At 69.7% G+C, this 18,084-nt stretch carries 14 protein-coding genes and 2 pseudogenes; 7 read left to right on the top strand and 9 right to left on the bottom strand.

All coding sequences use genetic code 11. The annotated features are described in order from the left end of the window. Positions 1–85 precede the first annotated feature (85 nt). The 6 genes from OHO27_RS32335 to OHO27_RS32310 all read right to left on the bottom strand — a co-directional run bounded on the left by OHO27_RS32335 (position 86) and on the right by OHO27_RS32310 (position 7,687). On the bottom strand, positions 86–400 hold the full coding sequence (locus OHO27_RS32335) for a hypothetical protein (protein ID WP_328428496.1): 315 nt from the start codon (positions 398–400) through the stop codon (positions 86–88). 130 nt (positions 401–530) lie between these two features. Then, positions 531–1,535, bottom strand: a complete 1,005-nt coding sequence (locus OHO27_RS32330) for a TerC family protein (protein ID WP_328428495.1) — start codon at positions 1,533–1,535, stop codon at positions 531–533. Positions 1,536–1,761: 226 nt separating this feature from the next. Beyond that, complete coding sequence (locus tag OHO27_RS32325; protein ID WP_328428494.1) at positions 1,762–3,837, bottom strand: TerD family protein; 2,076 nt, start codon at positions 3,835–3,837, stop codon at positions 1,762–1,764. A gap of 53 nt (positions 3,838–3,890) precedes the next feature. After that, positions 3,891–4,469, bottom strand: coding sequence for a TerD family protein (locus OHO27_RS32320; protein ID WP_328428493.1), 579 nt, complete (start codon positions 4,467–4,469; stop codon positions 3,891–3,893). A 166-nt stretch (positions 4,470–4,635) separates the two neighbouring features. Further along, positions 4,636–6,780, bottom strand: coding sequence for an excinuclease ABC subunit UvrB (uvrB, locus tag OHO27_RS32315; protein ID WP_328428492.1), 2,145 nt, complete (start codon positions 6,778–6,780; stop codon positions 4,636–4,638). Between the two features lie 40 nt (positions 6,781–6,820). Further along, a complete protein-coding gene (locus OHO27_RS32310) occupies positions 6,821–7,687 on the bottom strand; it encodes an MHYT domain-containing protein (RefSeq protein ID WP_328428491.1) in 867 nt (288 codons plus the stop codon). 281 nt (positions 7,688–7,968) lie between these two features. Between OHO27_RS32310 and OHO27_RS32305 the strand changes: the two genes are divergently transcribed. The 4 genes and pseudogenes from OHO27_RS32305 to fdhA all read left to right on the top strand — a co-directional run bounded on the left by OHO27_RS32305 (position 7,969) and on the right by fdhA (position 12,629). Beyond that, positions 7,969–8,835 carry a glycerophosphodiester phosphodiesterase gene (locus tag OHO27_RS32305; protein WP_328428490.1) on the top strand — a complete coding sequence of 289 codons (867 nt, stop codon included), beginning with the start codon at positions 7,969–7,971 and terminating at the stop codon, positions 8,833–8,835. Positions 8,836–8,905: 70 nt separating this feature from the next. After that, positions 8,906–9,460 carry a methylated-DNA--[protein]-cysteine S-methyltransferase gene (locus OHO27_RS32300; RefSeq protein WP_328428489.1) on the top strand — a complete coding sequence of 185 codons (555 nt, stop codon included), beginning with the start codon at positions 8,906–8,908 and terminating at the stop codon, positions 9,458–9,460. A 194-nt stretch (positions 9,461–9,654) separates the two neighbouring features. Next, on the top strand, positions 9,655–10,941 hold the full coding sequence (locus OHO27_RS32295; protein WP_328430619.1) for an MFS transporter: 1,287 nt from the start codon (positions 9,655–9,657) through the stop codon (positions 10,939–10,941). A 462-nt stretch (positions 10,942–11,403) separates the two neighbouring features. Next, positions 11,404–12,629: pseudogene (fdhA, locus tag OHO27_RS32285) on the top strand (formaldehyde dehydrogenase, glutathione-independent). 90 nt (positions 12,630–12,719) lie between these two features. Here the strand turns inward: fdhA and OHO27_RS32280 are convergent. Further along, positions 12,720–13,148 (bottom strand): VOC family protein, encoded by a 429-nt coding sequence (locus OHO27_RS32280; protein WP_328428486.1) that lies wholly within the window; start codon positions 13,146–13,148, stop codon positions 12,720–12,722. A 97-nt stretch (positions 13,149–13,245) separates the two neighbouring features. Here OHO27_RS32280 and OHO27_RS32275 point away from each other — a divergent pair, with 97 nt between their 5' ends. Together OHO27_RS32275 and OHO27_RS32270 are read left to right on the top strand one after the other, a co-directional pair. After that, positions 13,246–14,154 carry a pseudouridine-5'-phosphate glycosidase gene (locus OHO27_RS32275; RefSeq protein ID WP_328428485.1) on the top strand — a complete coding sequence of 303 codons (909 nt, stop codon included), beginning with the start codon at positions 13,246–13,248 and terminating at the stop codon, positions 14,152–14,154. Further along, the gene (locus tag OHO27_RS32270; RefSeq protein WP_328428484.1) at positions 14,151–15,092 is read left to right on the top strand and encodes a carbohydrate kinase family protein; all 942 of its coding nucleotides are present in this window, start codon (positions 14,151–14,153) and stop codon (positions 15,090–15,092) included. The genes OHO27_RS32275 and OHO27_RS32270 overlap by 4 nt, the downstream gene beginning before the upstream one ends. Positions 15,093–15,346: 254 nt before the next feature. Here the strand turns inward: OHO27_RS32270 and OHO27_RS32265 are convergent. Next, positions 15,347–16,135 (bottom strand): annotated as a pseudogene (locus OHO27_RS32265) (methyltransferase); the annotation flags it as partial. A 263-nt stretch (positions 16,136–16,398) separates the two neighbouring features. Between OHO27_RS32265 and corA the strand changes: the two are divergent. After that, positions 16,399–17,526: a magnesium/cobalt transporter CorA gene (gene corA, locus OHO27_RS32260; protein WP_328428483.1), complete on the top strand. Its 1,128-nt coding sequence runs from the start codon at positions 16,399–16,401 to the stop codon at positions 17,524–17,526. Positions 17,527–17,617: 91 nt separating this feature from the next. Here corA and OHO27_RS32255 read toward each other — a convergent pair whose 3' ends face one another. After that, on the bottom strand, positions 17,618–18,055 hold the full coding sequence (locus tag OHO27_RS32255; protein WP_328428482.1) for a CBS domain-containing protein: 438 nt from the start codon (positions 18,053–18,055) through the stop codon (positions 17,618–17,620). Positions 18,056–18,084: the final 29 nt, after the last annotated feature.

The following is an 18,084-nucleotide window of genomic DNA, read 5'->3' as shown; positions in this document are numbered from 1 at the left end:
GGCTTGGGGGTTCGCATTCCGGTCCGAGTGGTTGTCAGGTGGCCCCGCGCCCTCGGGTTGCGGGGCCCCTGTCTTTCGTATGTCGCTACGCGAAATCGGTCGTCTCCTGTACGTCGCAGTCCGTGAAGGACGGCGGCGCGGTGCACAGCGCGGCCATCTGCTCCGCGAACTTGCTCGTCTCGGGGTCGTCGCTGTTGCGCATCGCGTCCTCGTACGAGGCGAACTCGATCACTACGAGGTAGCGGTTGGGCTGCCCCCGGTCCTTGAGGACGATGCGTCGCGTGGGGCCGCCGTCGCGGCCCGCCAGGCGCTGTTCCGTCTCGTGGGCCAGTTCCCGCATCTCTTCGATGCGCTCGGTCTCGAAGTCGATGATCTGTACGAACTTGTTGGGCGCGTCCATTGGTGCCTCCACCCCCGGCCGTGGTGTCCCCGGACGGGGACACCCCAGCACCCAACGAAGCACCGGGAGCGATGCTCGGCAATTCGCTGGGCACCACTCCCGGTGTTGGTTCTTCCTACGTCCGACGTGGTCAGACGTCGATGCTGTCCTTCGGAGCGCCTTCGCTCCGCCCCTGCTGCGCCGCCTCGGCCGCCGCCTTCTTCTTGGAGGCCCTCAGGCTGGTGATCGTGGTGACGATCAGGACGGAGCAGATCACGCCGAGCGAGACCGGAATGCTGATCTCGGGGACGTGCACCCCGGACTCGTGCAAGGCGTGCAGCACCAGCTTGACGCCGATGAAGCCGAGGATGATCGACAGGCCGTAGCTGAGGTGGACCAGCTTCCTCAGCAGGCCACCGATCAGGAAGTACAGCTGCCGCAGACCCATCAGCGCGAAGGCGTTGGCCGTGAACACGATGTACGGGTCCTGGGTCAGGCCGAAGATCGCCGGGATGGAGTCGAGGGCGAAGAGCACGTCGGTGGTACCGATAGCCAGCATCACGACCAGCATCGGGGTCATGACCCGCTTGCCGTTCTCCTGGATCCACAGCTTGGTGCCGTGGTACCGGTCGGCGACACCGAACCTGCGCTCGGCCGCCTTCAGCAGCTTGTTCTCCTCGAACTCCTCGTCCTCGTCGCCGGCCCGGGCCTCCTGGATGAGCTTCCAGGCGGTCCAGATCAGGAAGGCACCGAAGAGGTAGAACACCCACGCGAAGCTGGCGAGGATCGCGGCCCCCGCGGCGATGAAGATCGCCCGCAGCACCAGGGCTATGAGGACACCGACCAGCAGCACTCGCTGCTGGTACTGGGACGGCACAGCGAACTTCGCCATGATCAGGACGAAGACGAAGAGGTTGTCGACACTCAGCGACTTCTCGGTGATGAAGCCCGCGAAGAACTCGCCGCCGGCCTGTCCGCCGCCGAAGATGAGCAGGCCGAGGCCGAAGAGGCCGGCCAGGGCGATCCAGACGCCCGTCCAGATACCGGCTTCCTTGATCGAGACGTCGTGCGGCTTGCGGCCGATGAAGAAATCGACGGCGATCAGGGCGGCAAGGCCCACGATGGTCAGGACCCAAAGGGTCGTGGAAACTTCCACTGCTGCGCCTCCGGCAGTCGTAACGGCAAATGTCAGCGTCGTCGCGCGCCGGAGGTCTCTTCCACCCACTATTGGGCCGACGCCCCGGGATCTGGCCGGATCCGTATTGACGGGTACGTCGCAGCGACAGGGAGTACTCCCCTCCGTGCAATGAACAGTACCCAATTACCAAGGAAAGGTAAAGCAATTGGTAAAAGAAGTGCCAAGTTCGCTGGTCAGAGGCGCTTTACCGGTACTTGGCCCGAGCTGCGGCGACCTGTGCGAGTACGTGCTGGAGCACCTGGCTGCCGGGCGGCACGAGCGGGGGCTCGTAGGTCCAGGCATGCCCCACCCACGGGTCGGCGAGGTGATCGTCCGGCGTCGGGGTCAGTCGCATCAGCGAGCGCCACAGCGGGTCGAGCAGCGGGCCGTAGGCGGCCGCCTCCTCGCGGTCCGCAACCATCATCAGGTGGACGCCGACGGCCGGGCCCTCGTCCGCCAGGTAGCGCAGCTGGTTCACGGCACGGTCGTCGAACCCGTGCGGGAAGTCGTTGACGATCAGCAGCTGCTCGGAGGTGTCGAAATCGGGCGGCAGAGAGTCGGGAGCACCGCCGCGCACCGCCATCTGCACCAGGTCGACCCGCTGGGTGAGCCGCGCGAGGACCTCCGCGACACCGGCCGCGCCCACGGCGGGCGGGGCAGCGAGCACGCCGCTCTGCACCAGCGCTACGAGTGCCTGGGCGCCCGAACCGGCGGGATCGATGACATGCACGGTGAACTCGCCCGCCGGATAGACGGCGAGCAGCCGTGCCGCGTGTGCCACCGCCGTCTCCATCGCGAGGCGCCGCAGGTCATGGGAGTCCGTGAAGGAGCCGTCGAGCGAGCCGCTGCCTCCGCTGTCGACCCACAGGCCCCGCTCCAGCGGCAGCCGGACCAGCATCGGGATGCGCAGCCACTCGCTCTCGGGCAGGTGGAGGTCGCCCAGGCGCAGGGCCATGGGGATCTCCATCGGTACCCGGTAGCCGTGCCAGACGGGGTTGTCCCAGCGCGCGTACGCATGCGGCAGCGCGGGTTCGACGACCTCGGACTCGGCGGTGAGCTGGGCGATGTCCCGGTCGAGCGTGGCCCTGGCCTGGTTGACGAGCTGTGTGTGTTTGGCCTGGGCCGCCTCGCGCGCGGCGTCGCCCTGACCGCCGATCCGGCTGCGCGGGTCCGACAGAACCTGGTCGAGTTCCTTCTCCATGCGCGAGTCGGCGAAGTCGACCGCGCTGCGGTAGGCGGCGGTCGTGCGGGCCAGGTCCTCGAACATGCCCCACACCTGGTTGTAGAGCCGCTCGTCCATGGACCAGCCGGTGGCGTCGCCCGCCACGGGCTGCGTCGGCTGCCCGGGCTGTGCCGGGGGTGCGGTCGGTGGGGGCGGCGGCGGAGCCGTGTTCTGACGGCCCGGGTGGCTGTAGTTGATGGGGCCGCCCGAGGTGGGAGCGGACGGCTGCGCCGGGTCGGTGGCGCCGGGTCCGCCCTGGAACGACGGCTGCGCCGCGGGCTGGCCCGGTATGCCGGGCGCCTGGGTGCCGTACGGGGACGTCGGCGGCGGCGTCGGCTGGTCGGGCGCGCCGGGCGTCTGCGTGCCGTACGGCGATGTCGGCTGCGACACGGGGCCTGATGTGCCCTGCGATGCGGGGCCGCCCTGGTCCGGGCCGAGGGCCGGCGCAGCCGCCTGCCGGGAGCGGTCGCCGTCGGTGCGTGGCGGGGGTGCCGGCACGGAGCGGGCCATGCCCTGGGCCACCGCTTCGTTGATGCTGCCCGCGAGTTGCTGGGCCTGGGGCAGGCCCTGGTCGGTGAAGAGGTCGGCGAGGCCACCGTCGTACCCCTGGCCGATGGCGCGTACCTTCCAGGCGTCCTGGCGGCGGTAGAGCTCCAGCGCCACGACGGCCGACTCGGCCTCCAGGCCGGTGATCGTGTAACTGGCGACCTCGGTGCCGTCGAGGCCGGTGACCGCGACGAAGGGGGTCGCGACGGCGCCGAACCGGGTCGGGCCGCCGGCCCCCGTCGGCAGGGCGAGCAGCACACTGACACGGTGGACGGCCTCCGGCATGGCGTCCAGGTCCACCGCGAGGCGATGGTCGGCGGCCGCCTGCCGGGAGACCTCGAGGCCGGGCAGGGTGGGGGCACCGGGATGGGCCACCCACTCGACGCCGTGGATCCTGCCCTGCTCGTCGCCGAGTGTGGCTACGGCCACGATCGGTGTGCCGGCCGAGATCCGGATCTCCAGACGGGCCTGGGAGAGCGGGTGGTTCTGCCCCCGCACCAGCTCGGCCGTCATGCCTTCTTCCCCCTGTGTCGCTTGTCGTGTCGTGTGCCGCCCGCCGGGCGGGTCTACAGGTGCGGCAGGATCGCCGGCATCAGGTCCTGGAAGGTACGGCCGTTGGCCGGGGTGCCGACGGCCGTCATCGACCAGCCCGGACCCGAACGGTGCACCTTCGCCATGATCTGCGCCGTGTACTGGCCGCCGCCGGCCAGCGTGTAGCGGGCGAGCTCCTGGCCGTTGGTCTCGTCGACCAGGCGGCAGAACGCGTTCTGCACCTCCTGGAAGGTCTGGCCCGTGAAGGAGTTCACGGTGAAGACGATCTGGTCGATGTGGACCGGGATGCGCGCGAGGTCGACGAGGATCGCCTCGTCGTCGCCGCCCTGGCCGACACCGCCGACGAGGTTGTCACCGGTGTGGCGAACCGAGCCGTCGTCGCTCACCAGGTGACGGAAGAAGACGACGTCGACCGGCTGCTTGTCCGCGAACAGGACGGCGGAGGCGTCGAGGTCGACCTCCCGCGTGCGCGAGCCGAACAGGCCGCGCCGGGGAGCCGCCTGCCAGCCGAGACCCATGCGCACCGCGGTCAGGCTGCCGCCGTCGTTCTTCTGCAGACTGATGGCCTGACCCTTGGTCATGTTGACGGTCACGTGCTGATTCCCCTCTCGAGCTGTCCCCTGTTGGCCGCGGAGTCCGCGGATGACGAGAACCCTACGCAGGGGCACTGACAGTGACGTACCCCGGTCCCCACTTTGTGTCGGTCTTGCAACACAGCGAGTACCGGAGGTCGGCCGACGACCGTTCGGGCGGCGCCTCTCAGGCCAGGCCCGCCTCCTTCATCTGGCGCAACTCCTTCTTCATCTCGGACACCTCGTCGCGCAGCCGGGCCGCGATCTCGAACTGCAGATCCGCGGCCGCGGCACGCATACGCTCCGTCAACTCCTCGATCTGCTCGGCGAGATCGGCCGCCGGGCGGTCGGTCGGCACCGTCTCCTTCGCCTTGCCCTTGGCGGACTTGCTCGCCTTCGCGCCCTTGGTCTTGTCACCGAGGGAGGGCACCGGGGCCTTGGTGCCCCGGCCGTCCTTCTTGGCTCGGTAGCCGGAGCCGAGCAACTGCTCGGTGTCGACGTCCTCGCGGGCGATCTGCGCGACGATGTCGTTGATCTTCTTGCGCAGCGGCTGGGGGTCGATGCCCCTCTCCGTGTTGTACGCGACCTGCTTCTCCCGGCGGCGGTTGGTCTCGTCGATGGCCTTCTCCATCGCCGGGGTGATCTTGTCGGCGTACATGTGAACCTGGCCGGAGACATTGCGCGCCGCGCGGCCGATGGTCTGGATGAGGGAGGTGCCGGAGCGCAGGAAGCCCTCCTTGTCGGCGTCGAGGATCGCCACGAGTGACACCTCGGGCAGGTCGAGACCTTCGCGGAGGAGGTTGATGCCGACGAGGACGTCGAACTCGCCGGCGCGCAGCTCGCGCAGCAGCTCGACGCGGCGCAGGGTGTCGACGTCGCTGTGCAGATAGCGCACCTGGATGCCGAGCTCCAGGAAGTACTCGGTGAGGTCCTCGGCCATCTTCTTGGTCAGGGTGGTCACCAGGACGCGCTCGTCCCTCTCGACACGCTCCCGGATCTCGTGCACCAGGTCGTCGATCTGCCCCTCGGTGGGCTTGACGACGACTTCAGGGTCGATGAGGCCGGTGGGGCGGATGATCTGCTCGACGTGACCGTCCCCGCGGGAGAGTTCGTACTTGCCCGGGGTCGCCGACAGGTAGACCGTCTGCCCGATGCGCTCCTGGAACTCCTCCCACTTCAGGGGGCGGTTGTCGAGGGCGGAGGGCAGGCGGAAGCCGTGGTCGACGAGGGTGCGCTTGCGGGAGGCGTCACCCTCGTACATGGCTCCGATCTGCGGCACGGTGACGTGCGACTCGTCGATGACGAGCAGGAAGTCGTCCGGGAAGTAGTCCAGCAGTGTGTTCGGCGGGGAGCCGGGCGAGCGGCCGTCGAAGTGCATCGAGTAGTTCTCGACACCGGAGCAGCTGCCGATCTGACGGAGCATCTCGAGGTCATAGGTCGTACGCATCCGCAGGCGCTGTGCCTCCAGGAGCTTGCCCTGGTTCTCCAGCTCGGACAGGCGCTCGCCGAGCTCCTTCTCGATGTCGTTGGCGGCCCGCTCCAAGCGCTCGGGGCCCGCGACGTAGTGGGTGGCCGGGAAGATGTACAGCTGCTCGTCGTCGCTGATGATCTCGCCGGTGAGCGGGTGGAGCGTGGACAGTGCCTCGATCTCGTCGCCGAACATCTCGATACGGACGGCGAGTTCCTCGTAGACCGGGAAGATCTCGATGGTGTCGCCGCGCACGCGGAACGTGCCGCGGCTGAAGGCGAGGTCGTTGCGCGTGTACTGGATGTCCACGAAACGGCGCAGCAGCTGGTCCCGGTCGACCTCGTCGCCGACCTTGAGGGGGACCATGCGGTCCACGTACTCCTGCGGGGTGCCGAGGCCGTAGATGCAGGAGACCGAGGCGACCACGACGACGTCGCGGCGGGTGAGCAGCGAGTTCGTCGCGGAGTGGCGCAGGCGCTCGACCTCCTCGTTGATCGAGGAGTCCTTCTCGATGTAGGTGTCCGACTGCGGGACGTAGGCCTCGGGCTGGTAGTAGTCGTAGTACGAGACGAAGTACTCGACGGCGTTGTTCGGCAGCAGCTCGCGGAACTCGTTCGCCAGCTGGGCGGCCAGCGTCTTGTTCGGCGCCATCACCAAGGTGGGGCGCTGGAGCTTCTCGATCATCCACGCGGTGGTGGCGGACTTGCCGGTGCCGGTCGCGCCGAGCAGGACGACGTCCTTCTCGCCGGCTCCGACGCGCCGGGCGAGATCGGCGATGGCCTGCGGCTGGTCGCCGCTGGGCTGGTAGGGGCTGACGACCTCGAAGGGCGCCACCGTGCGTTCGATGCTGGAAACGGGCCGCATGGAGTCCACCGTACGACCCCCCACTGACAACGCGGTCCGATCAGTGGTTCTGCGGGGTCCGGGAGCCTCGGTGGTCCTGGTTGCGGCGGGTGCGCAGCTGCGGGCGGCGGGCCTGGTGCGGGACGGTCGTGTGGGCCGGGACGCCCGGCTTGTGCTCGGCGGGGACCGCTGCCGGTTTCCCCATGACCATGTGCGGGTCGAACAGGACTACGGCGCCGGCGAGGATGAGGAAAGCGAGCGGGCCGACCAGCATCGGCGCGAGCAGGCCGGCGGGTGAGTCGCCGGTCGCGGGCGCGTCCGTGCTGTGCAGATGGACACTGAGGGCGGCCATGCCGGTGTAGTGCATGCCGCTGACGGCGAGGCCCATGACGAGGCTGGCGCCCACACTCCACATGAGGCCTCTGACCTGCCCTGCGGCCCACAGCGCGGCAGTGGCAGCCACCATCGCTATGGCGACGGAGATGCCGACGGTCAGCGTGTTGTATTCCAGCTTGCCGTTGAGCCGCATGCCGGCCATGCCCAGGTAATGCATCGAGGCGATGCCCAGGCCGGTGATGGTGCCGCCGGTGAACAGAGCAGTTCCGCGGGCACCTTTGTAGCCGACGATGAAGATCCCTACGCCGACCATGACGATGGCGACCGCGAGGCTCGCGAACGTCATCGGCTTGTCGTAGTGGATCGGTGTCCCCTCGACCGTGAACCCCATCATCGCGACGAAGTGCATGGTCCATATGCCGGAGCCGATGGCCGCCGAGCCCAGGGCGAGCCAGCCCGGGCGCCAGGACTGCGAGACGAGCATCGATCTGGTGGTGCAGCGCAGGCCGAGCGCACCGCCGAGGCAGGCCATGAGGTAGGCCACCAGCGGGGTGACGAGTCCGTAGCTGAATCCGTCGATCGTGCCCTGCATACGCAGCTGCCCTTCCCGCCCTCGTACGTCCCGGAATGCTGTGAAAAACGCGCCCCCTCCCAGGACCGCCCGAGCGGTTCAGGGTTGAGGCAGAGAGTAGCTCCCACCGGAATGGTCGAACGATTTTCCGGCAAAGAAACACGGGCTTGCCCCAGTTGTGCGGCATGAGTGAGCGGGCCCGGACCACTCCATTCAATCTGTGGCCATTCTGTACTCCTCCAGCGTTGACCCTCTGCTGCCACAGTTGTGCTGTCCGTGATCGTTCGACGCGAGGAGTACGCATGCACGCGCGCGTTGTAGCCGCCACGACGACCGCAGTCCTGGGAACCGCCGCGCTTCTGCTTCCCGCGCCCCACGCCCGGGCCGGCGCCGAGCAGCCCACGGTCATCGCACACAGAGGGGCCTCCGCCTACGCACCAGAGAACACGCTGGCCGCTGTCGACAAGGCCGCCGAACTGGGCATCAGCTGGGTCGAGAACGACGTGCAGCGCACCAAGGACGGGGCGCTGGTCGTCCTCCACGACGACAACCTGAAGCGCACGACCGATGTGGAGCAGGTCTTCCCCAACCGGGCGCCCTGGAAGGTGAAGGACTTCACCGCTGCCGAGATCGCACGGCTGGACGCGGGCAGCTGGTTCGGACCCGCACACGCGGGCGCGCGCGTGCCGACGCTGGAGCAGTTCATGGACCGGGTGGAACTGCACCACCAGAAGCTGCTCCTGGAGATCAAGAACCCCGACCTGTACCCGGGCATCGAGCAGCAGACCCTCAAGGCCCTGGACAACGAGGGCTGGCTCGACGCGCCCCACCTGAGCCGGCTGATCGTGCAGAGCTTCAGCGCCGACAGCGTGCGGACCGTCCATGAGCTGAAGCCGGTTGTGAAGACCGGTTTCCTGGGGACGCCGCCCGTCGCAGATCTGTCCTGGTACGCGACCTTCGCCGACCAGATCAACCCCTCGTACACCTCCATCTCCACGGGTTATGTCGACTCCGTCCAGGCGTTCGAGGGGCCGCACGGCAGGCCGCTGGGGGTGTTCACCTGGACCGTGAACGACGCGGACACCGCCCGGCTGGTCGCCGGGTACGGCGTCGACGGGATCATCACCAACAGCCCCGACGTGGTGCGCGACGCCCTGCCCGAGGAGTGAAGGTCACCCGGCCGCGGTGCCCGATGCCCGTTCGCGGGGCGTTGTCAGTGGTGGGTCGTACGGTTGGCGCATGGACAGCCATGGGCGGTACGAGCAGCAGGTCGTGTGGGCCGTAGTCGGTACCGACATCGGTCCGCTGATGCTGGCCGCGACCCGCGACGGCCTGGTCAGCGTCGTGTTCCACGCCACGGAGAAGGTGCGCGAGAAGACGCTCGACCGACTGGCGTCCCGGCTGGGCACCGAGCCGGTCGAGGCGCCCGAGTCCCCGCTGCTGGCCGAGGCGATACGTCAGATGGAGGAGTACTTCGCGGGTGCGCGGCGCGACTTCGAGCTGCCGCTGGACTGGTCGCTGATCTCCGGATTCAACCGGCAGGTGCTGCACGAGCTGGCCTCCGGTGTCCCATACGGCAGTGTCGTCGGTTACGGCGATCTGGCCGGGCGGGTCGGGCAGCCGGGCGCGGCCCAGGCAGTGGGGATGGCGATGGGCGCCAATCCCCTGCCGGTGGTCGTGCCCTGTCACCGGGTCGTGGAGAGCGACGGCGGCATCGGAGGGTTCGGGGGCGGGCTGGAGACCAAGCGGAAGCTGCTCGCCCTGGAGGGGGTCCTGCCGGAGCCGCTCTTCTGAGCTCTTGATGATCTTCCGAGGGCTTCACATTCTTCACACTGTGAAGGCTCCTCGGTCCCTCGCGGGGTTGGGCGGGCAGGAGATGAGGGGGAGACTGCGCCTGTGACGACACCTTGCACCCACCTGTATGCGGCCTGTTCGTCGTGTTGTCCCCTGCCGACCCGCCGGACGGGCCGTACAGCCGGGTGCGCGTCGTGACCGCCGTGGAGCGGCAGGTCGTCGTTCCCGTCCCGCCCGACCGGCTGCCTGCACTGCGGCGCCGAATCTCGGGCGTGCTGATCACCACGCAGATCCTGGGCGGCCTGGGCGTCGCCACCGGTATCGCGCTCGCTGCGGTCCTGGCCAAGGAGGTCAGCGGCACCGAGTCGCTGTCGGGGCTCGCGCCCACCGCGACCGTCGCCGGTACGGCGTTGTTGTCGATGCCGCTCGCCGCGCTGATGACCGCGCGAGGGCGACGGCCCGGGCTCGTTCTCGCCTATCTCATCGGGGCCGTGGGCGCAGGAGTCACGGTGATCGCGGCAAGCATCGGGAGCTTTCCGCTGCTGCTGTGCGGGATGGCGGCGTTCGGCGCGGCCTCGTCGGCGAATCTGCAGGCCCGGTTCGCCGCCGCGGATCTGGCCGAGCCGGAACATCGGGCCCGGGCCATCTCGCTCGTCGTGTGGGCGACCACGATCGGCGCGGTGCTCGGCCCGAACATCGCCGCGCCCGCCGGTCGTAGCGTCACAGGACTCGGGATACCCGCCGCGGCGGGTCCGTTCCTGTGGGCGGCGGGGATCTTCCTGATATCCGCGGTCGTGGTGGCCGTACTGCTGCGGCCTGACCCGCTGCTGACGGCACGTGCGCTCGCGCCGGCCGAGGAGCAGTCACCCGCGGCCCGTTCGCTGCGCGCCGGGGTTGCAGCCGTGGCCGCCTCGCCGCGGGCGCGGCTCGCGGTGGTGACCGTGGCCGTCGCACACACGGCGATGGTCTCGGTGATGTCGATGACCCCGGTCGACCTCGCGCACCACGGCGCGGGCATCGATCTGATCGGACTGGTCATCAGCGGGCACATCGCCGGCATGTACGCGTTCGCGCCGCTCATGGGGCGGCTGTCGGACCGGCTGGGGCGGCTGTCCGGGATCGGGCTGGCCGTGGGGCTGCTGGCGTGCGCGGTGTTCGTCGCCGGTACGGCGGGCGGCAGTCATGGGCAGACGGCCTTCGGGCTCTTCGTGCTGGGGCTCGGCTGGTCGGCGGCGCTCGTCTCCGGTTCCGCGCTGCTCACGGACTCCGTGCCGCAGCCCGCCCGGGCCGCCGCGCAGGGACTGTCGGACCTCGCCATGAACGCCTCCGCGGGCATCGGCGGGGCTGCCGCCGGGCTGGTGGTCGCGCAGGCGAGCTACGCCTGGCTGAACTTCGCTGCCGCGTGCCTGCTGCTGCCGTTGGCGGGGCTGGCTCTTTTCACCCGGGGAAGGCGGACGGAGAAGGCTCTGGCCGGCGACTGACGCCACGCCCCCCGGCCGCCCGGCCCGCCACGAGGGACACACCTCGGCTGGCTCGGGCCACAGGAAACGCAGGCAGCGCACGGCCAGCCCGTCGGCGCCGCCCATTCCAGTCCCCCAGTCCGCAAGCTCTACCAGTCCAGGCCGCCCAGCCCACAACCTCAGCCAGTCCAGGCCGCCCGGTCCGCGAGCTCTACCCGTCCAGGCCGCCCGATCCACAACCTCAGTTCGTCCAGGCCACCCGGTCCACAACCTCTGCCCGTCCAGGCACCGCCGCCCCATCAGCCCATCAGCCCGTCAACCCGTCCGAAAGGCCTGCCCGCCTCGGCTCTCGCGGGGCCCGAGCAGACCGGGTGCTTCCGGTAGCCGCGAGGACTGGCCGGAGCCCATCTGCAGGAGCAGACTCGGCCATGCGCACAGCCGCTGGCATCCGGAAGACCCGGGCCGAAGGGACAGCGATCACGCATGAGCGGAAACAGGGCAGTGGCGTATCTCAAGCCGGGCACGGTGGAGGTCAGGACCATCGACTACCCCACGCTCGAGCTCCAGGACGGACCGGAGTCGCCCCCGACAACGTCGGCCGCAAGTGCCGGCACGGGGTGATCCTCAAGGTCCTCGCGACCAACATCTGCGGAAGTGACCAGCACATGGTGCGCGGGCGGACGACCGCGCCGGAGGGGCTGGTACTCGGACACGAGATCACCGGAGAGGTCGTCGAACGGGGTCCGGACGTCGAGACCATCGACGTCGGCGACATCGTCTCCGTACCGTTCAACATCGCCTGCGGGCGGTGCCGTAACTGCAAGGAGCGCAAGACCGGCATCTGCCTGAACGTGAACCCGGCCAGGCCCGGGGCCGCGTACGGCTATGTCGACATGGGCGGCTGGGTCGGCGGACAGGCCGAGTTCGCCATGGTCCCCTACGCGGACTTCAACCTGCTGAAGTTCCCCGACCGGGACCAGGCGCGGGCGAAGCTGCTCGATCTGACGATGCTGTCGGACATCTTCCCGACCGGCTTCCACGGCGTGGTCAGCTCGGGTGCGGGGGTCGGCTCGACGGTGTACGTCGCCGGGGCGGGCCCGGTCGGGCTCGCGGCGGCCGCTTCGGCGCATCTGCTGGGCGCCGCCGTCGTCATCGTCGGCGACCTGAACGCCGAACGCCTCGCCCAGGCGCGCAGCTTCGGCTGCGAGACCGTCGACGTCTCGCAGGGCAGTGTGGAGGAGCAGATCGCGCAGATCCTCGGGGAGCCCGAGGTGGACGCCGCGGTCGACGCGGTCGGCTTCGAAGCGCGGGCCCACGGCCCGAACGCCCAGGAGGCGCCCGCGACGGTCCTCAACTCGCTGATGGGCGTCACACGCGCGGGCGGTGCCCTCGGCATCCCCGGCCTGTATGTCACGGACGACCCCGGAGGGGTCGACCAGGACGCCAAGTCCGGGACGCTGAAGGTGCGGCTGGGCCTCGGCTGGGCCAGGAGCCACCGCTTCACGACCGGACAGTGCCCGGTCATGCAGTACCACCGGGGCCTGATGATGACGATCCTGCACGACCGGGTGCACATCGCCAAGGCGGTCAACGCGACCGTGATCGGGATCGAGGACGCACCACAGGGCTACGCCGAGTTCGACCAGGGCGCCAGCCGCAAGTACGTGCTGAATCCGCATGGGACGCTGGACGGCGTACGGGCGGTCTGACGTCCCCGGCTCCGACGTTTTCCGGCACCGACGTCCCGAGAAACGGGGGCCACCCGCGCGTGGCCCCCTGCTCGGTGCCCTGCCGGCGCCCTACTCGTAGTGCCGGGCCTCGAAGATGTTGCCGTCGGGGTCACGGAAGTAGAAGCTGCGCTTGGCCTTGCCGCGGGCGCCGAAGGAGTCGTACGAGTACTCCGAGACGGGCACGTCCTGCTCCTCCAGGTGGCTGCGCAGCCCGTGGAAGTCGGCCTCCGGCAGTGACAGGCAGACGTGATTGACCGGGTGTCCCGCGCTGCGGGCCGCGTCGGGGAGCATCTTCATGCGCTCCGCCATGGTCATCGGCATGAGGTCGAGAATGGTCTCGTCGTTGACGCGCACCGAGGGAAACGGCGCCTCGCCCGCGATGAAATCCGTGAGCCTGACGGGCAGCATGCCGAGCGTCTTCTCGTAGAACGCGGCCGACGCGGCCGGGTCGCTCACCCAGAGGACCACGTGGTCGAGGCGTGTCGTGTTGTCGGTCATACATTCCAGGCTGGTGGTGTCTCACACATGCCGCAAGGGTTTGACCCGGTGCGCCGCCCGCCAGAGATGAGGGAAGACCGACGGACAGGAGGCAGGCGTGGTGCTGGTGGTGTCGGAAGAGGTACGGGACGCGGTCGACGCGCGTCGACCCGTGGTTGCCCTGGAGTCCACGATCATCGCGCACGGGCTGCCACGCCCGCGCAATCTGCAGGTGGCGCTGGAGCTGGAGGACGTCGTACGCCAGGAGGGAGCCGTTCCCGCGACGATCGCCGTGCTGGACGGACGGCCCCACGTCGGCCTGGACAAGGAGCAGCTGGAGCGGATCGCGAACGAGGACGGGATCCGCAAGCTGGGCCACCGGGATCTGCCGCTCGCGGTGGCCTCCGGGGCGAGCGGGGCGACCACGGTGTCGGCGACGGCTCTGCTGGCTGCGCTGTCGGGCGTACGCGTGTTCGCGACGGGCGGGCTCGGCGGTGTGCACCGGGAGTGGACGGTGACGCAGGACGAGTCGGCCGACCTGGGGCTGCTGGCGCGGGCGCGGATCACGGTGGTGTGCGCCGGCGTGAAGTCGATCCTGGATGTCCCGGCGACCCTGCAGCGGCTGGAGACGCTCGGCGTCGCGGTCGCCGGCTACCGCACGGAGCGCTTCCCCGGCTTCTACCTGTCCGACTCGGGGCATCCGGTGGACTGGACGCTTGGGTCACCGCAGGAGGTGGCCGAGGTGATGCGCGCTCAGGACGCCCTCGACGGGCCGGAGTCGGCGCTGATCGTCGCCAACCCGGTGCCGGAGGAGGAGCAGCTGGATCCCGAGCTGCACGCGCGTGTGCTCGCCGACGCGCTGCACGCGTGCGAGGAGCAAGGCATCACGGGTCAGGCGGTCACGCCGTTCCTGCTGGACTACTTGGTGCGGCACACGGACGGCGCCTCACTGAGCGCCAACCTCGCGGCGGTGCGCGGCAACGTACGGCTGGCGGGGCGCATCGCCGCGGCCTGGGCCGGGACGTGAGCGAGCCGGAGAGGGAGACCGGCCCGGCCTACGGGCGCGACGGCGCACTGCTCGTCGTCGGCGACGTCGTCACGGACGTCATCGCCCGGCACCGGGGACCGCTCGCCTCGGGTACGGACACCGCGGCGGCCGTCCGGACGGTGCCGGGCGGCGCCGGGGCCAATGTGGCCTGCTGGGCGGCGTACTGGGGCGCTACGGAAGTGCGGCTGCTGGGGCGGGTGGGAGCGGACGCCGCCGCGTGGCACGCACGGGCGCTGGCCGCGAGCGGAGTACAGCCCTGTCTCGTGGTGGATCCACAGGCACCGACCGGGACGGTGATCTGCCTGGTCGACACGGGCGCGGCTGCCGAGCGGACATTCCTCACCGACAGCGGGGCGTCCCTGCGGCTCGACCCCGGCGACTGGTCGGATGCCCTGCTCGACGGTGTCGCATGGCTGCACCTCTCGGGCTACCTGCTGTTCTCCGAGCCGAGCCGCGCGCTGGTGGCGGTGGCGTTGGCGTCCGCACGCGCGCGTGGAGTACCGGTGAGCCTGGACCCGGCGTCGGCGGGCTTCCTCGTGGAGCTGGGCGTCGACCGTTTCCTGACGCTGGTGGAGGGCCTGGAGGTCCTGCTGCCGAGCCGTGACGAGGCGTGTCTGCTCACCGGGCTGCCCGATGCGGCGGACGCGGCGGCCAAGCTGAGTCGCCATGTTCCGCTGGTGGTCGCCAAACAGGGCGCGGACGGCGCCATGGTCGCCAGGTCGGGCACCGTGAGCGCCCACGTCCCGGCCGTGCCCACGACACCGAGGGACACCACGGGAGCCGGCGACGCCTTCACCGGTGCCTTTCTCGCGGCCCTGCTCACGGGTGCCCGACCCGAGGACGCGGCGCGGGAGGGGTGCCGGGCAGGTGCACTGGCGGTGGAGCGGGTGGGCGGAAGGCCGCCCGCGCCGGAGTGAAGGGCCGGAGTAAGGGCCGGAATGAAGGCAGGCGAGGTCGGCTGAAGCGGTGTCAGCGCCCTGGTGACGGAAGCGGCGTCAGTTCTCCGGCGACTGAAGCGACATCAGTTCCTCGGCGACTGAAGCGACATCAGTTCCTCGGTGACTGAAGCGGCGTCAGCTCCCGGCGACTGAGCGGCGTCAGCTCCCGGCGACTGAAGCGACGCCGGCTCCCCGACCTCTGCGGCGATGTCAGCTCCGCTCTCCTCCGGCGCCTTGCGCCCCCACGCCGAGATCATCGGGGCGGTGGCCAGGTCCATGCCTCTGGCGGCGACGTTGGCGAGGTGGCGGTCGATGTCCTGGTCGGTGGCGATGCCCTCGGCGACGAGCTGGTCGCGGATCTGACGGACGGTGGCGGACTCCAGGGCGGCGCAGGCGGGCGAGGTGATCGGGAAGTACGCGTCGGCCTCCACCCTGCGCAGACCCGCCTCACGGAGCAGACGCGGGAGCCTGCGGCCGTAGGACAGGTCGGCGCCGCGGTCGGCGAGCAGCTTGCGGAAGCCCTGCCGGAGGCGGTTCGCGAGCTGCTGGTCGGGGCCGTACTCGTCGGGGCAGAGCAGGGGCTGCAGAGCGGGGTCGGCGTCCTCGATCAAGAGCCGGCCGCCGGGGCGCAGTGCCTCGATCATCGATCGCAACGCCCGTTCGCGGTCCGGCACATGCACGAGCACGAGCCGGGCGTGCACCAGGTCGAAGCCCTCCCCCGGCGGCTCGTCCGCGCCCACATCGTGCAGGCGGACCTCGACCGGAGGGCGGGCGGCCCGGGTGAGCAGTGAGGTGTCGATGTCGGTCGCGACGACCCGTCCGGTCGGGCCGACCTTCTTGGCCAGCCAGGACGCCACCGAGATGCCGCCGGCGCCCACCTCCCAGCAGCGCCAGCCGGGTCCGATGCCGAAACGTTCGAAATGCCGGAACGTCGTGGGGTCGAAGAGTGTGGCGAATGCGTCGAAGCGCTCGGCCGCCTCCGCCTGCCGGTTGTCGAGGAGATACCCGTCGGTTCGCGTCATGATGCGATCATCCCAGTTGCCCGGCTTGTCCGGAGGGGGCGACGCTCGGCAGGACTGCCCCGAATTTGGTACAGCCCCTTCATCCACAGCCGGGAACAAAGCGGAACTATCTGTTCCCACAGGCTTACCCGCCTCTCACGCCCACCTGGCAAACTGGCGAGCCAGGGCGCAAAGATGCAGCGCAGCGCGAGCGAGCCGAAGGGGCTGGGATGCCCCGGAGGTGAGCCGCGCGTCAACGAGGAGATCCACGCAAGGAGATCCAGATGTCCATGGCAGGGAATCTGCGGAAGGTCACGGGCCTCGGCAGGGTCGGCGGCCTCCGTAAGGTGGCACGGCTGGCTCGACGGCGCCCCCGCGTCGACCTCAGCCACCCCGCCCGGTCCCCGCTGGGCTCCTCGGTGGTCAACTGCGTGACGTACCGGGACGGTGTGCGGGTCACGGAGAGCGGCGATCTGGTCGACGTCGTGCAGAAGGTACGCAAGCGTGGTGGCGGGTTCGTCTGGCTCGGTCTCCATGAGCCGACGGACCAGGAGTTCGCGGGCATCGCCGAGCTGTTCGCCCTGCATCCGCTGGCGGTCGAGGACGCGATCGAGGCACATCAGCGGCCGAAGCTGGAGCGCTACGACGAGACGCTGTTCGCGGTGCTCAAGACGGTCTGTTACATCGAGCACGAGGAGCTCACGGCGACGAGCGAGGTCGTCAACACCGGCGAGATCATGGTGTTCGTCGGCCAGGACTTCGTGATCACGGTGCGGCACGGGCGGCATGGCTCACTGGGCCCGTTGCGCGAGGAGCTGGAGTCGAGCCCCGAGCAGCTCTCCAAGGGACCGGCGGCGGTGCTGCACGCGATCGCGGACCACGTCGTCGACGACTATCTGAGCGTCATCGACTCGGTACAGGAGGACATCGACGAGGTCGAGACGGAGGTGTTCGCGGCGAACGGTGCGCGGGCCGACCCGGGCCGGATCTACCAGCTCAAGCGGGAACTGCTGGAGCTGAAGCGGGCCGTGGTTCCACTGAGCCGCCCGCTCGAGGACCTGGCCTCACTGTCCATCAGGGCGGTGGAGCCGGAGATACAGGCCTACTTCCGTGACGTCTCCGACCATCTGCTGCGGGCGAAGGAGCAGATAGCCGCCTTCGACGAGCTGCTCAACTCGATCCTGCAGGCGCACCTGGCACAGGTCACGGTCTCGCAGAACGAGGACATGCGGAAGATCACGGCCTGGGCCGCGATCATCGCCGTGCCGACGATGGTGTGCGGGGTGTACGGGATGAACTTCGAGCACATGCCCGAACTGCGCTGGACGTTCGGCTATCCGCTGGTCCTGGGCGTGATATCCGTCGCGTGTCTGGTGCTGTACCGCGGATTCCGGCGCAACGGTTGGCTCTGACGCGGCCGACCGGCCGGTTCCGGTGCGTCCCCGCCCGCCGGGGTGGGCCGGACGAGGACGGCAGACGGAATGCGGTCGGGTGCTCGCCGGGTCAGTGCGTCGTCGACGTGCCGGTCCTGGCGTAGACGCTCTCGGCCCAGTGGGCGACGTCGCCCTGACGCAGGTTCAGGACCAGATCGGCCTCGCTGATCATGCCGACCAGGCGCTTGTTCTCGATGACGGGGAGCCGACGGATCTGGTGGTCCTGCATCTCCCGGAGCACGTCGCTGATGTCGGCGTTCGACTCGATCCAGCGCGGGGTGCCCTGGGCCATGTCGCCGGCGGTGACCTTGCTCGGGTCGCGGCCCATGGCGACGCAGCCGATGACGATGTCGCGGTCGGTGAGGATGCCGCAGAGCCTTTCGTTCTCGTCACTGATGGGAAGCGCACCGACGCCCAGCTCGCGCATCAGCTGGGCGGCGCGGTCCAGGGTCTCGTGAGCCGGGATCCACTGGGCGCCACGGTGCATGATGTCTCCGGCAGTGGTCATGAAGTACCTCCCGGTGCCGGACGGCCGGC

The sequence above is a fragment of the Streptomyces sp. NBC_00443 genome, from assembly GCF_036014175.1.
In the GTDB taxonomy this organism is placed as follows: domain Bacteria; phylum Actinomycetota; class Actinomycetes; order Streptomycetales; family Streptomycetaceae; genus Streptomyces.
This window is presented reverse-complemented; position numbering and strand designations above follow the sequence as displayed.

Bases quoted from the DNA above. Each gene is read 5' to 3' on its own strand.
- OHO27_RS32325 (WP_328428494.1), bottom strand. From the start codon at position 3,837: ATGACGGCCGAGCTGGTGCGGGGGCAGAACCACCCGCTCTCCCAGGCC.
- OHO27_RS32305 (WP_328428490.1), top strand. From the start codon at position 7,969: ATGCACGCGCGCGTTGTAGCCGCCACGACGACCGCAGTCCTGGGAACC.
- uvrB (WP_328428492.1), bottom strand. From the start codon at position 6,780: ATGCGGCCCGTTTCCAGCATCGAACGCACGGTGGCGCCCTTCGAGGTC.
- OHO27_RS32300 (WP_328428489.1), top strand. From the start codon at position 8,906: ATGGACAGCCATGGGCGGTACGAGCAGCAGGTCGTGTGGGCCGTAGTC.
- OHO27_RS32335 (WP_328428496.1), bottom strand. From the start codon at position 400: ATGGACGCGCCCAACAAGTTCGTACAGATCATCGACTTCGAGACCGAG.
- corA (WP_328428483.1), top strand. From the start codon at position 16,399: ATGTCCATGGCAGGGAATCTGCGGAAGGTCACGGGCCTCGGCAGGGTC.
- OHO27_RS32255 (WP_328428482.1), bottom strand. From the start codon at position 18,055: ATGACCACTGCCGGAGACATCATGCACCGTGGCGCCCAGTGGATCCCG.
- OHO27_RS32280 (WP_328428486.1), bottom strand. From the start codon at position 13,148: ATGACCGACAACACGACACGCCTCGACCACGTGGTCCTCTGGGTGAGC.
- OHO27_RS32310 (WP_328428491.1), bottom strand. From the start codon at position 7,687: ATGCAGGGCACGATCGACGGATTCAGCTACGGACTCGTCACCCCGCTG.